We start from the raw sequence: 16,936 nt of genomic DNA, 5'->3' as shown, positions 1-16,936 counted from the left end.
TTACAAAATTTATCCCATGATGACGATAATTTTATTGATTGATGAATCTTTGCTCTTAGAATGTTCCTCACTATAAAATGCTTTCATATCTTCAGAAGCTTCCATGTTATTCGAAACATCCTCACAGATAAAAGCTTTCTTATTCTCAATACTTACCTCTTTTTTAGAACTTTCATTTGAATTATCTGAATCTTCCTTGTTTATATCAGACTTTTCCTTACCATTCTCCTGTATTCCGCCCGATTCTTCCATACCCTTTAAATCATTAAATTTTATTTCATTTACCGTAATGCCATTTAAGGTAATGGATTTTATACCTTTCATAACACGGTCCGGATTCAAAACAGTGATATCACAGGGTACTCCTCTCCATTCACGGCTGACATGGAACTCCTTCCAGTCGGCAGGGACACAGGGGTCAATAACCAAACTGTCAAACTGAGGCCTGATTCCCAATATGTATCTGGTTACGGCAAAATATGCCCAGCCGCCGGTACCTGTCATAAAAGGATGTCTTGCCCTGCCAAAGCCTGTATGGTCTTTCCCCATAATAAACTGGCAGTAGGAATAGGGTTCTGCTTCCCTGATTTCAATTAAGTCATTCTGATTATAAGGGCATAAGGCATCATAAAACTTCATAGCCCGATCCCCCCGGCCTAACATACATTCCGAGGCCCAGGCCCAGGGATTGGGATGACTGAATATGGCGCCGTTTTCTTTAAGGCCCGGATAAACACGGGTTACAAAACCAATATCTTCATCGGGCACCGTATAGGACGGTCCGTTTAACATAATGCCGTATGGCGTATAGAGATATTTATCGATGGAGTCCATGGCCTTAATACCCTTATCCTTAGGCGCTGCACCGGATAATACGGCCCAGGCATTGGATTCCAAATGGATTTTACCTTCCTTGTCCTCACTGGTTCCGATTTTTTTACCGTTTTTTGTAACACCTCGGATATACCAGTCCTTATCCCACAACTCACGGTCACAGACTTCTTTTACCTTATCCCGCATAGTGGTATACTTTTTCACATCTTCTGTTTTACCTAAGTACTCTGCTGCCTCTAAGAAGTTGCCCAAAGCCCAGTAATGAAGGAAGGTTACCAGTGCGCTCTCTCCTCCTCCAAGGTTCAGGCAGTCATTCCAGTCGGCACGGAGTCCCTTGCAGATGCCGCTTTTCCCTACCTGTTCATAAGAAAAATCAAGTATCTTTGTCATATGTTCATATACAGTGCCCTTGCCCTTATCTGCATAGGTAAGCTCCTGGTTAAGGAATTCGATTTCTCCGGTTTCCTTAACATACTCAACGATGGAACTTACCAGCCACAAGGCATCATCGGAGCAGGCATCTTCAATGCCGTGTATCATATCGTTTTTATTTGGGGTAGGAATTACGGTTGGTGACTTAAAAGGTTTCACGGAATTGTCAGGGTCAAACCATTCCGGCTGAAATAAATGAAGTCCGTAACCGGTGGATACCAGACCCCGCAGAAGCTCCACAAGTCTCTGGCGGCATTTTGCCGGGTTGGAATGGGGAACGGTCATGGCATCCTGTGCGGTATCACGGTATCCAAGGCCGGTTCTTCCGCCTACTTCGATAAAGGAAGCAAATCTGGAAAACATAATATTGATCTCCGCCTGATACAAATTCCAGGTATTGATTAAGGTATTCATTCCTTCATTTGGAGTCTGAATCTGTAATTTACCCAGTTTCTTATCCCAGAACTTTGCTAATTCTTTAAAGGCTTCCTCTACTTTCTCTAAATCAGAATACTTATCCCTCATCAGGTAACCGGCTTCCCGGTTCCCTTCTCCTAACATAAATACAAACCTTACTTCTTCCCCTGGCTGTAAGGTAAGCTTTTTATGCAGGGAGCCGCAGTGGTTATTTCCTTTTTCAAAGGTTCCGCCGCAGATACCTTTTTCTACTGCAATGGGATTGCTTTCTGTACGGTAAAGTCCGATAAATTTATCCCTGAGGCAGTCAAAGCTGTCCGGTTCAAAGTTAGCGGTAAAATACTGGTAGCCAAACTCTTCATAAAATAAATCATGTTCAATGACTCCATTTTCATAGGAAGAACCGGCAGCATAATTACTCATCTGAAAGTTCCGGTTATCCATATCGATATGGTGGTAAGAAAATTCACAGTATGAAAATACACTTAAATCTCTGGGAGTATCCCCGTTATTTCTCACCTTTACATCCCAAAGCTCCACCGGGTCTTCCAGAGGAATAAATAAAGTCTGCTCTGCGGATAGTCCCTTATATTCGCAGGAGTACTTGGAGTAGGACAAGCCATGACGGCATTCATACTTTGCTTCTGTTAAGGGTTTTCCTACCGGCTGCCAGGATATGCTGAAATAATCTCCGTCTTCCTCATCCCTGACATAAACATAGTGTCCCGGTCGGTCCAGGGGGACACTGTTGGCACGAAATCTTGTTATCCGGTGATATTCCGGTGATTTGTAAAACAGATAGCCTCCGGCTGTGTGGTTTACAACCGCGCACATATCCTTAACCCCTAAGTAATTGGTCCAGGATGTGGGCAAATCCAACCGTTCTATTACGTATTCCCTTTTATCATTATCAAAATATCCATATTTCATAGGTAATCATACCCTCCCATATTTGATATATTTATTATAAGGATTTTATAATTTAAAAGGTATTGCTGGTGGTGTGAATATTTGTATATAATTGTCCAGAATGGGAAGGGTTCCTTTTATATGTGGCTTATTTTGAAATGGGTCTATTTTGATATGAGATATTTTGATATGAGATATTTTGATATGTGATATTTTGATATGTGATATTTTGATATGTGATATTTTGATGTGAGATATTTTGATGTGAGATTTATTACAGAACTATCTATATAGAATCAGATCTGCTATATTAGTCATTTACTTGTCGTATATTAAAATAAAAATATCGTATACCTTACTACTCTCTCTAATTGTTCCTGTGGTTAATAACGCAAAAGTAATAACTCCGGAGAATTTTTATTATTTACACAATATTTAACTTAATCCCCCAGAATGGTCAAATCAGTTATCTGGGGGACATGTATATAATATTAATCTGTTCCTCTTTTATCTCTTTACGATGAAACATGAAATAGTTCTCCTTGCCTTTAAAGTCGTATGAGGAGATAAAATTGCACCGTTTATTACTTACTTTTTCTCTGCCCTGACAAAATAATTGAAGCTCTCTGCTTTTGATTCATTGTGATATATAGTCTGGGTATGATTCATCGATATAATATGAAAATCCTCTAAAAGCTTCATCATTAATTTACTATCTGCATAAAAATGGGGTTCACCGTTCTCAGGTCCTTCTATCGTTTTAATTAAGGTATTTTCGTCTATCATTTGATATTTTTTGCTGGTGAATGTACTGCTGTCACTGGAATTAATACTTATAAACATTTCACCGCCAGCCGTTACAACCCTGTGTATCTCTTTTATTGCCTGTTTTACTCCTTTTGTATCTGAATGACTGATTGTAAGAAATGAAAAGACTGCATCAAAGGAATTATCCGCAAATGGTAATTTTCTAAAATCAGCCTTTATGATATTGCCGTTAAACCCTTTTTCCTTTAACAGTTCCGAAGAGCTATTAACTGCACTTTCTGAAATATCAATACCTGAAACATCAAACCCAAATTCTGCAAATAATAGTGCATGTCTGCCCTTACCACAGCCAATATCCAATATCTTTTTAAACCCCTTTGCTTTCCATAGGTAAGCCAAATAGATAGATTCTTCACTTGGTTTCATCCATACATCTTCGTTTGCCTTATCCCATTCCCAGCCTTTGTTTATCATGAGTACCTCCTATTTTATTAGGCAAGATCAATAAATTCGTCATGCCGATTTCTTAGATTAAACTATTCCTATTTACCTGCTTATCCCCACAATGCAATCACCCGCCCGCATTCCGGACATACTGTTACATTCGAATTATCCGTGCTCTTTTCAAAGTATTTATGGCAATACGTACAGTAAAACTTGTCCAGAGCCCCTGTCGGAAGTTTAAAGATATATTTCTCCACTTCCATAGCGAAGTTTTCCGGCATTTTAGGATAAAGCAGTCCCTCCCCGACTTTTCCTGTGTCCTGATGCAGTTTGGTTATCCCGTCTTTAAAGCATTCCAGATAATTGCCGTAATGAGTATAGAATAGTTTATACTTATTACGGATTCCCTTTGGCAGCTGTTCGCTTGGACACTGGTGCAGTGCATTATTAGCAACCAGCCCATCAAAATAGTTAATGGACTTATTATAGTCATTGATATCCAGTAAAAAGAACCTGCGTTTTGTTCTCATAACATATTCTTCGATACCAGAACAGATTGGAAGAGAATAAGGAATACTTGGTCTAACGTCATATACATAATTGTCTATTACACTTTCAAATACCATCTCTACCGTTATCTTATCCCGCTCTCTGTTCTCTAACTTATGGATGCAATTAGTAAGCAATATTCCAAAAACCCTTGGAATACCCTGGGAACCGCAGATTAAATGGCGGAAACTTCCTTGGCTGAATAAGGCTTCAATGATATAGTTTCCTAATAAATCCCGTTCTCTGTCACTGACCGGAGACTCGTACATAAGATAATTATTAACCAGCACATCTTTAAAAAACCGGTATGCATTGTCGTTATCGTTGTTAAACATAATATCCAGGTTTAATTCCCGGTTGGTAAAGATATCCTGACCTAATTCCAGCCCTTCCCGGTTACCGTTTAACTGCCTCATCTGCATCCGGGACAAATTCCATACGGAGGCTATTTTTATGATAAAGGTTTTGGAATTAAAGAATAATTCTTTTAGAAGTTGCGCCACCTTAGGCTGTATGGTGTATTCAAAATCCCTGTCAATCTGGGTAAATTCATCAATACAGATATATACCGAATCATACCCCATAAGATTTACCAGTTCGTTGATCTCACTTTTTATTTCATTGATATCAATACTGTATATGTAATCAATCTCTGTTGTTGTGCCGATTTCATTCAGGGTTACTTTCTTAAATTTGAATTGCAGTTTCAACCATTGGAACAAATTTAGTTGATTGGAAGGAGTTATCCCCAGCTCCTTATCTTTTTCTGCGGAAGTCTTTTTGTGAATGATTCTGGATTCTGAGGTTTTTTCCCTTTTCTTTGAGCCTTCCTTAATAAGATAAGAAAAGGCCAGCAGTTTTTCGGAAATCTGCTCTAATCTGGCATTTTTGAATTTACGTTTTGCCTCGATTTTTTTATAATCCTCAATCAGAAAGTCTACGAATTTGGACAAGAACTTATTTATACTGATAACTACAATATCCTCTGCCCGCTCACTGCTTACTTCAATACTGTGGGGAATACATTCATCAAGCCTTGTGTACCAGCAAGAAATCGTTTTGTCCTCTTCTTTGTAGATATTATTAATATAGTAACTAAAAGCCTTGAATATGGTGGTTTTACCAGTACCCCTCCTTCCGAAAATAACCTGATTCTCATGTTGAAGCAATGCTCTTAATTTTTCTTTATTGGCGCACAAATAATAGCATTGTTCTGTATCCATATTATTGGCATTCAGATGCAGAATACTGTTTAGCTTCTTAATGATACTTTCCTTTTCATATTTATACATACTTCCCCCTTAAAAAATACCCCTCATGTAAATATTTTACATATATTATATAGCTGTTTTTATGAAACTTCAATATAAAAGTGGTAATGGGTAGGATACAAATATAACCATATAATTACAAGGAACATCCTCATTAAAACCCATTCATAATTCTAATATACGAATCTTCTATTCTAGGTTCAACCAAAATGGCTTCCACAGCCGGCAACTCATCAGATATAACACGTAACTTAATCCTATTTTCATTAGTAATTCGCGAAACTATTGTAACCCTTTTTTCAAAATCATTTTGAATATCTTTAAATTGTTCTTCACTCATATCTAGTTCCCATACTTTTCCATCAGTTTTACTTCTAAAACTTTTGGCCGAGCCTGAATATAAAACCTTCCCCTTCTTCATAACTGCAAGATTACTACAGATTTCTTCAATATCACTAATTATATGTGTTGATAAAACTATAGTTCTGTTATCTGCGTATTTTGTCAGAAGGTTTCTAAATTTCATCCGTTCTTCTGGATCCAGTCCAACTGTTGGTTCATCAACGAATAAAAGTTTTGGATTATTAATTAAAGCTACCGCTATTCCCAAGCGTCGCTTCATTCCGCCAGATAAAGTTCTTACTTTCATTTTCTGTACATCCAATAAATTTACAGTATCTAGTAGTTCCCTTAAATTTTCTTTTTTAACTTCTGAAAGTTCACTGAAATAATCCAAAATTTCATATACTGTAAAATTAGGATAAAAACTGAATTCTTGAGGAAGATATCCTATAAACTTTCTAATTTCAGTTACATTCTCAATAGGAATACCATCCATTATTACCTCCCCGCTGGTTTTTTGTAATACAGTTGCTAATATTCTCATAAGTGTTGTTTTTCCTGCGCCATTGGCACCTAATAATCCAAACATACCATCTTCGATTTGTAAATTCACACTATCCAGTGCACATTTCTTTCCATATATTTTCTTTAAATTATTAATTATGATTTTCATAAATACTCCCATCTATTACGTTAAATATAAAATCTGTTTTAGGAATTTACTTCATTATGAATTATGCTATTCCGCGCTTACACTTCATTTTGACTAATACCAAATAAACAATTATCATTACCATACAGCTTAGATACACTCCGTATTTTATATCCATATTGCCATGAACATTGCTAAATACTTGAATTCTTTTTAGTGGATTCATAGTTGATGTTGCAATAAAATAATATCCTAGAGTTATAATATAAGCGACTTTAAAGTCACGAAATATTTCAGCTACCAATAAACCTAATAATCCCAAAAACCAGGCAGATGCAATAAATCCCAAATAACCGTCAAAAAATTTAATACTTTCACTTCTTAAGTACACATATGTTAAGGGTAAAAAGATAAGTATTGCATTCATTAGCATCATTGCAAGAAGTCTACCTAAACAAATTACGGTATAAGATACTTGTTGTATATAAACAAATTCCCATGTGGATTTATTACCTTCTAAGTTTCCAAGGGAAATGAATAAAAAAATTCCAGTTAACGATAAATATAACTCTCCCATTTTTGCCAGACTTATAAAATCCATGTTTGATAATTGAAAGAAAACAGGCGACATGCATACAAGTAAAAATGCAGCAATTACATTATATGAGAAAATTAATTTCAAATTATACTTAATAATCTTGTTCAAGTTAATTACCGCCTTTCCTTTTGTATTGTATTAAATTTACAAACAAATCAGCTAAAACACCTTGCTTTCTTATATTATCATAAATTTTAATTGTTATCAGAACACACACAATAGATATAATACTAATACCAATTCGATTAGCCATAATGTAATCGAAATTTTTTCTATAAAAATCCATATTGCCAATCTCATTATATCGAATAATAGGACGGTACCATTTATATCCACCTATCAGTGGCTGGGCTGACATAAAAAATATAACCAGTTGAATTACAATACTTATAATACCGTTATTAATTATAATAGATGTTAACATGGAAATAGCGGTTGTAAATAATACTGTAGGCATGATCCAAAAAGTTGTATATTTGAAAAAAGCCAAATTATCTATATTTAATCCATAGGATTGACTAAATAAATAAAACAATATTGTAGAAATAATAGCTATTAGATAAAAAAAGATAGCAAATAACAAAATTATAGCAAGAAATTTACTCAAAACATACTTATATGACTTCATAGGTTTGGCATAGATTAATTCATGTAACTTATATTTACGGTCCTCAATTAAAGTAAACGCCCCAAATACTGCAGGCAAAATTCCAGCTAGTAATACCATGTAATCACTATAATATCTTGCATAAGCATTCGTAATTTTCTCTTCATTCTTTATAGAATTAAAATTATTCTCTTCCTCTTCTAAACTGTTACTTAAATTTAAAACATATTGCCTATTTTTATTACCAAATGCCGTGTTTCCACCAAGCATATCATCAATCTCATTAAACCAGTTATCATATATACCATATAGCTCTTCCACATTTTGTTCTAATTTATCTTTACTTATCATTTGATCATAAATATTTTTTAAGTATAATAACTGATTATCAGTTAATTGTATCTTCTTAGTTAACAATTCTGAGTATTTCGTAAAGCTTTTTTCATTCAACGTATACCTTAGGTATTGCTTCATAGCTGATATTGTATCTAAAGTATTCAATGATGTATCTATATGAAATGCGTTGGATATGTATTGATTATAATAAATCGTCCGTATAGTCGTAGCATAATAGCTTTTACCTCCTACTGCCTCATCTAATTCATTCATAATCTTATCAAATTCCTCATTCGTTAAATGGAATGCAATATTTCTGGTATCCGCTTTTTTCGTATAATCAGTATTCATATTTTTAATTGTATTAAGAAGTAGATTTTTACTTTCCTCATTAAAACGTATCTTCCGAGATAAAATCTGATTTTCTGTTTTTAATTCCTCTGTATGTCCTCTAGAATAGTCCTCGAGCATAACAGTATACATAAAATGCATTTCATCCATGGGTCCGGAATACCAATACCACTTTTTAGGAAGGCATTGTGTTATATACATTGCAAGTATTAATCCAAAGGTTAATAATGTAACTAAATTTTTAGGAAAACGTTTCACTTCTATCATTAATAATTTTCTCATCTGATTACCTTACTTGCCTCTCTCTTTCAATTTCCTACGTACAATTGTTAAAAATTAAAATCGCTAAATGCGATGAATAGATTTACACAATCATATTACTCTTTTTTCCATTTATTATCAAGTTTTGTAATTAATTGTGCAAATAACTAGTTCTTTACCTGGTTTAGATGTAATTACAGTTGTTATTACAACATAAACCCTGCAAAAGTACGTCACTATTTCAGCATAGATTAATGGCATTGATACTAACTAATGAAACATATTCGAAAGTCTGTCTTTGGGTAATTCATACAAGTCTGTCCTTGGTTTAATTCATACAAGTCTGTCCTTGGTTTAATTCATACAAGTCTGTCCTTGGTTTAATTCATACATTGACATTTCATATAGCCAGCAATATAATACTTATATTACAAACGTAAGATTTTACGGAGGTTATCCTTATGAAAAAACTACCCCAAATATCCGAAGCAGAATATGAAGTAATGAAGTTGGTATGGAATCACGCACCGATTAGTACCAATGAGGTTACGGATACCTTGGTCAGAACAACGGACTGGAGTCCTAAGACTATCCAGACTCTGTTAAAGCGCCTGGTACAAAAAGGCGCACTTACTTATGAGAAAAACAGCAGGGTCTTTGTCTACACTCCCCTGGTTAGAAAAGATGAATATTTAGATCAGGAAAATAGTTCTTTCTTAAAACGTTACTATGATGGAAACATGGCATCCATGCTTACGAATTATCTGGAAAAGGAAACTTTGTCCGAAGACGAAATAAAAAACCTGCAAACCCTCCTATCCAGCCGAACCAGAAAAGGAGAACAATAAGATGCTTACTTCAATTGGACTGCGGTTTATAATTTCAAATATAACGATATCCTTTTTGGTTATAGGTCTTTTATTGGTGAAAAGAGGGTTTAAAAACCACATAACAATCCGGTTTCAGTATAATCTTTGGTTGCTTTTCCTGCTTCTATTAGCGATTCCCTTTATCCCAGTTAAGCCCTCAGAAACCCTATCGCTTCATTCGGTGCTTTCTTTTTTGGACTCTTTTGGGGCTAATCCAGCTAATACCGCCTTACAGACTGATACAGCCGTAACGGTAACGGACAATGCAAAGTGGTTTCAGGACTTTTATGTCTCAGCAAAACAGAAATCACCTGCCCTGCTTACTATCTGCCTACTAGGTATTTGGCTTGCCGGTACGTTTCTCATGGTGTTTCGCACGCTCCATTCCAATCTTAAAATCAGGCAGTTAGTAAACTCCTCTCTTCCAGTGCAGAGCGAAGGAGTAAAAGCCTTATTAAAGGAGTGTTTGGAGACTTCGGGCATTGATAAGAATATTACTGTTCTAAGCAGTGCATATATAAATTCCCCCATCTCTGTCGGACTGTTTCACCCACGTATTATACTACCGATTCCAGTCATTTCTGACTTTAATGAACAGGAAATCCGCTATATTCTTCTTCATGAGCTGCAGCATTTCAAGCACAAGGATCTACCTGTTAATTATGCCATGTGTTTAGCCGGTATCCTGTACTGGTTTCACCCCTTTGTGTGGCTTGGGCTGAAAGAAATGCGCAATGACCGGGAATTAGCCTGTGATGCTTCTGTTTTAAATCTGCTGGAGGAAGACAATTATTATGATTATGGCAATGCCCTGATTCTTTTTGCCGGTAAACTCTCAAACCCTTCTTTTCCTTTTGCCGCCGGAATCGGAGGTACGACAAAGCAGATTACAAAACGTATTCAAAATATTGCCGCCTTCTCACCTGAAAGCAAGTGGCTGAAACTTAAAAGTAAATTTATTTTTGTAATTACCTTCGTTATGATACTAACCAGTATTCCTTTCCTGTCAGTAAATGCAGCCTCCGATAACCGTTTTCAGTTTAGCAGTTCCAAGGTTGCCTATGAAGATTTAAGTCCCTATTTTGACGGAAATGATGGCAGTTTTGTCTTATATAACCAATCTACCGGCAGTTGGTCCATCTATAATAAAGCAAACAGTGTAAAACGGATCTCGCCTGATTCTACTTATAAAATATACAGCGCGCTGTTTGGTTTGGAAAGGGGCAGTATCACCCCGGAAGCTAATATCCTTCCCTGGAATAAAGAAGAAAATCTCTATGCCTCCTGGAACCGGGACCAGAATCTGGATTCTGCTATGGCAAACTCAGTAAACTGGTACTTTCAGGCTTTGGACCAGAAAACCGGTATGAAGGACTTAAAGAAGTATATGAAACTAACCGGTTATGGCAATGAAGATTTATCCGGAGGACTCTCAAGTTACTGGATGGAATCCAGCCTTAAAATATCACCGGTGGAACAGGTGGAACTGCTGACCAAATTCTATCAGAACGACTTTCAGTTTAAGGACAGCAGTATTAATGCTGTAAAGAATTCTTTGTTAATTACTAAAAATAATGCCGCTTCACTATACGGTAAAACCGGTTCCGGCAGAATTGAAGAAAAAGATGTGAACGGATGGTTTATAGGTTTTGTTGAAAAAGGTGATACCACGTATTTCTTTGCCATGAATATTCAAGGAAAAGACAATGTAAATGGCAGTCTGGCCCGAAATATTGCACTTAATATCCTGAAAGAGAAAAATATTTTTACAACTAATTAGATTCGGATGCCATCTGCGTTTAAATGTATCCGTGAAACCTTTTGATATACGAATCTAATTCAATTAGTAGTAAGTTCGTGTCCGTTGGAGGAACTAAAAAGCGAGAGCAAAAGAAGGCTATCAATTAACTGTCAACACTTATGAATCCTCCGCTGATAACTGTGCATTGAAAATTACTGATATTTTAATGTAAGCCATTCTATTGTTTCATTAAGTCTGCCCTAATCTGTCCTATGGTTTAGGGCCTGCAAAGCTTTCCCCGTTACAATATCCTCTCTCTTCTCCAGCTTAAAGTAATAATTAATAATATCTCTGCCGGTTCCCACCGCATTACCGGAGGCATATCCGTTGGCAATACGCACTGCAACGGATATCTCCGGGTTTTGAGCAGGGGCATATCCAATAAATAGTGCGTGATCCGGTCTGCGGGCGGATTCCTGGGCTGTGCCAGATTTACCGGCAACAGTGATTTTCATGTCTTTTAGTTCTGAGTTATTCTCGGCAAATAACTGCATTCCCTCTTCTACTACTGCCCAGATTCCATCAGGCAAGTCTATTCTGCTTTGTAGCTCACTATCCTTTATGTGACTCTTACCGGTCACCTGGTTTTTCATTTCCTTAATTAGTGACAGTTTATAGCTGGTACCTTTCGTTGCCAGGGTATTCACATATCTGGCTAACTGTACCGTATTATAGCTGTGAGTCCCTTGTCCGATGGCAGACGGGATTGCGTATTTATCTGTAATTTGGGGTTCACTTTCTGCTATCTCAATTCCTGACTTCTTATCAAGATCAAATACTTTGGCATAATTTCTGATATAGCTTAAAGCCTGGGCATCGGAATAAGTACCTCTTCCTTTTAGCCCCAGCCGATAAGAGATATCTCCCAGGTAATCGTTACAGGAGTTCTCTATTGCTTCTGCCGGTCCATTTATTTCTCCATGTCCATAATGTTTCCAGCAGCGCAAAGGAGGTACTACTTTATCAAATATTCCGTCGCAGAAGATTTTAGTATCAGAACCTATTACTCCTTCCTTTAGCCCAGCTATTACAGTAACCGGTTTAAAAGTGGAACCCGGTGCCATTAACTGACCCGTTGCCCGGTTAAATAGAGGAATGGAAAGATCTCTGTACAGTTTATTATAGTACGAAGAATCCATCTGATTGGCTAACCGGTTATTATCATATCCGGGATATGTAACACTTGCTAAAACCTTACCTGTATCAGCTTCCACTACCACTGCGGAACCGGAATAAGGATCAAGGGCCAGGCTGGCAGGCGTAATTTGAAGGTTTTCGATTTTTTTCAGGATAAAGGAATAGGCATTCATGTTATGATTCATAAGGTTACTATAATCCTCATCCTGTTCAGAGAGTACTCCCTGTTCATATAAAAGCCTGCAGGTATCCTCACCGGATACTTCATCACTTTTTAGCAGATATTTAAAGATTCGCTTATCAAAATCCCGATTTTCTTTTAATTGTTCAGCAATTATTTCCGCTAATACCTTGCAGCTCTCTTCCATAGTAAAATAAGCACCTTTTGAACTGATCTTCTTCCTATCAATCCATCCCATACGAAGGGCATATGAAAAAAAGTCATGGATGCTGATATTTTTATCCGACGTCCAGGCTATATATACAAGGTCCTTTTTATCTATGGCAGAGTCTGTCAGGATAGCAAGTTGATCGATGATAAAATTCTCATAGTCCTGTAGTTCTGCTGACTGACTGCTTTTTATTGCTGTACCTTCACTGATTGCACTGATGATTTCATCTAGTACCTCTGCTTTTTTATGTTCTATTTTCTTATAGATTTCCCTCTCAAACTCTGTTGCGGTTTCCGAATTTAACTGTGTAAGGTTTATCACTTCGTTGTTAATTAAAGCAAAATACACATCATAGACTGGGATTTTTATATCAGAGGCATCCCGAACCGCTGTCTTATCAAATTCCTTGGTATTTATAATATTACTGATTAAAATTCCCGCAATATGCTGTTCCAGAATATGATACACGGCAGTCTGCAAGTCCTTGTCAATACTTAAGTATACATCTTCTCCGGGTTCAGGGTTACTGACAAGTTTTTCTTTTGTTAATTCCACTCCAGCCGTATCTACACTGACTTCTGCCTTACCGTCCTTACCCTTTAGCGTACTCTCAAGATATTGTTCCAGACCGGTTTTACCTATACTAGATTGTATCGTATAGTTTGTATTCTTTTCTCCTAGTTTCGACAGCTCCTCCTCTGATATGGGTCCGGTATATCCAAGTATATGGGCAAAGGCTTCCCCACCATCGTAAACACGTACCCAGTCTGTCTCAATCTCTGCTCCTGTCAGTATGTTTTGGTTTTCTTTCACATATATGATTGTCTTTTCCGATACATCTCTTGCTATGGTAACTGGTACATACTTTTGGTAGGTATTCAGAGAAAGCATATACCGTATTCCAAGAATGCCCAAGGTTTCTTCTTTACTGTAAGTTTCTTTCAGCTGATACGCCTTAAGTTCCTCTGCGGTGTATTTATTTTCCCGTTCTGCATATAACCCAAATCGTTTGCTGCTGGCTAAATATTCTATGATATCCTCTGCCCCAGCGTTTGCCTCCTCCTCCGTCATATCCTCTACTCTGGCTTTTCCGAATATATCAGCTTTAAAACGCTGTAACTGAGTACCGTTCACTGTAAATTCATAAGTTCCTTGTTCATTCAGCCTGATTTTTAGTTCATTGTTTATCTTTTCACCATTTTTCATCAAACGACTCACCAGGCTATAGGCTATACGGTTTAAAGTAAGATTACGAATCCGGCTGGTTTTATAATTTCCCATATCTCTTAAGGTTACAGCATAAGCTGCCCTGTTATATGCCAGAGGTTTTCCGTTACGATCATAGATATTGCCCCTGGCACTTTTTAGGGTAATGATTTTCTGGGTCTTTAGTGTAACACTACTTGCATCTTCTGGTTCATTCAAGATTTGCAGTTCATATAATCTTACAATTAAGACCAGAAACATTACTGTCATAATTCCAATTGTGATACAGAACCTGGCAATTCCTATATTGGGTTTTATCTTATTTTTTATAGAAGCTTTCATTTTATTATTCATAGGCAATACATTCACACATTCTTCTGGTTATTTATTGGAATACATTTGACTTGTTACCCGATAATTAATTGCAGCTATTCCAATACCTATAGAGCATTTATTCAGATACTTACAAATCATTTACTTTACGAATCGCGTATTTGGTAATTTAATAACTTATCCACTATATCTTACCTATTATCCGATAAATAATTATCTAATACCCCCTTAACCTTCTTTACCACATACGAGCTTCCGCCCCGATTTTTAACATCTTCCACCATACTCATAATTAAAACCGGTTTTTTGGTCTCTTTATCCGCTGTAAATACTCCGAACCACCCAAGCTCCGTCCCCTTAGTATCCTCTTTTGAAGCTTTGATTTCAGCAGTTCCAGTCTTTCCGGCCAGATTAATATCACTTCTATGGGCGCTGTAACCAGTGCCTGCTTTTGTATTAACTACCTTTATCAGGGCTGTTTTAATCCTCTTCGCATCCTCTGCGGAGAATGCCTGGTTAAGCCATAGGTCTGGTGCTTTGTTCTCTTTCAGCAAAAGATAGGGTTTTACTACATTTCCCTCATTGGCAAAAGCAGTATATAAGGCGGCAAGATGAAGGGGGTTTATTAATATCTGTCCCTGTCCGTAACCGCTGTCTGCCAGCTGGATTTCTGTTTCAATGGTATCGGTATTGGAATACATTGCCTCTGCCATGGAGATTTCAAAGGGGAGCTTCTGATTAAAACCTAACCGGTTTAACTCATGTTCCAGATCAGCCCTTCCGATTTTCAGGGCAGCCTTGGCAAAATAGATATTATCGGAGTAGATCAGGGCATTTTCTAATATAACCGGTTTATAGGTGTGAAGGGTTGTTACAGAATAACCGCCCCAGCTTGCGTCCTTCTTCCAGCTCTTTCCCTCAAAGCCGAAATCCTCCTCTGGGTCAATTGCTCCTGTTGTTAACCCAATTGCGCCAATAATTGGTTTTAGGGACGAACCGGGGCACCACCTTTGGCGAAACCTGTTATAAAGTGGCTTATTCGTATCTTCATTTAACTGATTCCACTGCTTATCTGATAAACCTCTGATAAAATCATTACTGTCAAAAGCCGGAGTACTAACTAAGGCTAAGACTTCCCCGGTGTAAGGATTTAAGGATACTGAGCAGCTTTTATCCTCTTTAAATTCTTCATAGAGGGACTTTTGAAGGCTGCCATCTATGGTAAGTGTAATATCCCTGCCATCCTCTTTGGGCAGGGATGCAAGGATTTCCTTAACCAGCCCGTCAGAGGTGAGGATATCTATTTCATAACCGTCTTTACCTTTTAGTTCTTTTTCATAAAGACCCTCCACACCATTTCTTCCTATGACACTGCTGCTGTTATACCCTTCCCCTTTATGTTTTTCTAAATCTTCCGCCGTGACCTTTTGCACATATCCGGTTAAATGAGCGGCAGCCTTTCCCAGGGGATAGGTCCGAATACTTGTGTCGGTAATCATGACTCCAGGAATATGAATAAGTGAATCCTGTAATTCTTTATTTTTCAGGGTATCAATCCCCGGGTTATCGGTAAGCAAATCGGTTTCATCAAGCTTTTCTATGGTTTTTAGAGGAACAAAAGAGTCGGTTTTAACCCATTTTGCACCCAGGGCTTTTTCAATGGCTTCCTCTTTCATATCAAGGAGTACCGCCAGTTTTTTTATATCTGAAGTACCCTCCTGATTTAGCTTACCTGGCACTACTCCAACAGAAGCTGCGGTTCCTGGACCGGCAAGTACTTCATTGTTACGATCCAGTATTTTTCCTCTTTTTGCCCCATGTCTTGTAACCTTAACCTTATCCGTACTGGTAAGCTTGGGAAATATCATTCTGTCACTCCAGGAAAGTGCATATCTACCTTTATCGTTTTTCGAAAATACCGCCTGATTCTCAAATTCAATGGTTCCAGCTATGCTGTCTAAACTGGTATGATAGGAAATCACCGTATCCGGCACCTGTTCCTTTATCCCTGTTATTTCGGTTTTGATATTCTTCGCTTCAATACCTTCATATATTTTTTGGTTTCTGCTTATGAATTCGTCCTGTGATAGATTAATCTGACTTTGCTCATCCAACAAGGAATACATTGTTTTATAATCAGCTTTTATAAGGCTGGCGAAGTACTTCTTAAGTAAATCCTCCGGCTGGGCTTCTTCTGCCTTATGTCCGGGGACAATATTTCCGAACTGAACGGATCTCGGATTTGTTAACAGTAGAACAATTAGAAATATTAGTCCAAGTAATCCGGTAAACGACACGCTGAGTATAAAATATATATAGTTTTTTCTTCTTTTTTTCTTTTTCCTTGTATTCATGAAAATACCTCCTCTATACTGAAAATCTTACATGTGTAAGATTTATAAGCAAAAAATAATACTCTATCTCTGA

10 protein-coding genes are annotated in these 16,936 nt (G+C 37.2%); 2 read left to right on the top strand and 8 right to left on the bottom strand.

Going from position 1 to position 16,936, the window contains the following annotated elements:
* Positions 1-9: 9 nt before the first annotated feature.
* The 6 genes from QA584_RS05250 to QA584_RS05225 all read right to left on the bottom strand — a co-directional run bounded on the left by QA584_RS05250 (position 10) and on the right by QA584_RS05225 (position 8,792).
* A complete protein-coding gene (locus tag QA584_RS05250; protein WP_278273454.1) occupies positions 10-2,613 on the bottom strand; it encodes a GH36-type glycosyl hydrolase domain-containing protein in 2,604 nt (867 codons plus the stop codon).
* Between the two features lie 567 nt (positions 2,614-3,180).
* Complete coding sequence (locus QA584_RS05245; protein WP_278273453.1) at positions 3,181-3,834, bottom strand: class I SAM-dependent methyltransferase; 654 nt, start codon at positions 3,832-3,834, stop codon at positions 3,181-3,183.
* An 80-nt stretch (positions 3,835-3,914) separates the two neighbouring features.
* Positions 3,915-5,645 carry a hypothetical protein gene (locus tag QA584_RS05240; protein ID WP_278273452.1) on the bottom strand — a complete coding sequence of 577 codons (1,731 nt, stop codon included), beginning with the start codon at positions 5,643-5,645 and terminating at the stop codon, positions 3,915-3,917.
* Between the two features lie 133 nt (positions 5,646-5,778).
* Complete coding sequence (locus QA584_RS05235; protein ID WP_278273451.1) at positions 5,779-6,639, bottom strand: ABC transporter ATP-binding protein; 861 nt, start codon at positions 6,637-6,639, stop codon at positions 5,779-5,781.
* A 61-nt stretch (positions 6,640-6,700) separates the two neighbouring features.
* Entirely contained in the window at positions 6,701-7,324 is a 624-nt protein-coding gene (locus QA584_RS05230; protein WP_278273450.1) for a hypothetical protein, read from the bottom strand.
* Position 7,325: 1 nt separating this feature from the next.
* Positions 7,326-8,792: an ABC transporter permease subunit gene (locus tag QA584_RS05225; RefSeq protein WP_278273449.1), complete on the bottom strand. Its 1,467-nt coding sequence runs from the start codon at positions 8,790-8,792 to the stop codon at positions 7,326-7,328.
* Between the two features lie 440 nt (positions 8,793-9,232).
* On the opposite strand from QA584_RS05225, the gene QA584_RS05220 reads away from it, so the two are divergent.
* Together QA584_RS05220 and QA584_RS05215 are read left to right on the top strand one after the other, a co-directional pair.
* Entirely contained in the window at positions 9,233-9,619 is a 387-nt protein-coding gene (locus QA584_RS05220) for a BlaI/MecI/CopY family transcriptional regulator (RefSeq protein WP_278273448.1), read from the top strand.
* Position 9,620: 1 nt separating this feature from the next.
* Positions 9,621-11,420, top strand: coding sequence for a BlaR1 family beta-lactam sensor/signal transducer (locus QA584_RS05215; RefSeq protein ID WP_278273447.1), 1,800 nt, complete (start codon positions 9,621-9,623; stop codon positions 11,418-11,420).
* A 221-nt stretch (positions 11,421-11,641) separates the two neighbouring features.
* Here QA584_RS05215 and QA584_RS05210 read toward each other — a convergent pair whose 3' ends face one another.
* Together QA584_RS05210 and QA584_RS05205 are read right to left on the bottom strand one after the other, a co-directional pair.
* On the bottom strand, positions 11,642-14,530 hold the full coding sequence (locus tag QA584_RS05210; protein ID WP_278273446.1) for a penicillin-binding transpeptidase domain-containing protein: 2,889 nt from the start codon (positions 14,528-14,530) through the stop codon (positions 11,642-11,644).
* Positions 14,531-14,700: 170 nt separating this feature from the next.
* Entirely contained in the window at positions 14,701-16,863 is a 2,163-nt protein-coding gene (locus QA584_RS05205) for a penicillin-binding transpeptidase domain-containing protein (RefSeq protein WP_278273445.1), read from the bottom strand.
* Positions 16,864-16,936: the final 73 nt, after the last annotated feature.

The organism is Anaerocolumna sp. AGMB13025 (genome assembly GCF_029689925.1).
GTDB lineage: Bacteria > Bacillota > Clostridia > Lachnospirales > Lachnospiraceae > Anaerocolumna.
The sequence above is the reverse complement of the archived record's forward strand: the minus strand, read 5'-3'. Positions and strand labels throughout refer to the sequence as shown.

Coding starts and splice junctions, on each gene's coding strand:
- QA584_RS05215 (WP_278273447.1), top strand. CDS start 9,621: ATGCTTACTTCAATTGGACTGCGGTTTATAATTTCAAATATAACGATA.
- QA584_RS05210 (WP_278273446.1), bottom strand. CDS start 14,530: ATGAATAATAAAATGAAAGCTTCTATAAAAAATAAGATAAAACCCAAT.
- QA584_RS05240 (WP_278273452.1), bottom strand. CDS start 5,645: ATGTATAAATATGAAAAGGAAAGTATCATTAAGAAGCTAAACAGTATT.
- QA584_RS05245 (WP_278273453.1), bottom strand. CDS start 3,834: ATGATAAACAAAGGCTGGGAATGGGATAAGGCAAACGAAGATGTATGG.
- QA584_RS05250 (WP_278273454.1), bottom strand. CDS start 2,613: ATGAAATATGGATATTTTGATAATGATAAAAGGGAATACGTAATAGAA.
- QA584_RS05225 (WP_278273449.1), bottom strand. CDS start 8,792: ATGAGAAAATTATTAATGATAGAAGTGAAACGTTTTCCTAAAAATTTA.
- QA584_RS05235 (WP_278273451.1), bottom strand. CDS start 6,639: ATGAAAATCATAATTAATAATTTAAAGAAAATATATGGAAAGAAATGT.
- QA584_RS05205 (WP_278273445.1), bottom strand. CDS start 16,863: ATGAATACAAGGAAAAAGAAAAAAAGAAGAAAAAACTATATATATTTT.
- QA584_RS05220 (WP_278273448.1), top strand. CDS start 9,233: ATGAAAAAACTACCCCAAATATCCGAAGCAGAATATGAAGTAATGAAG.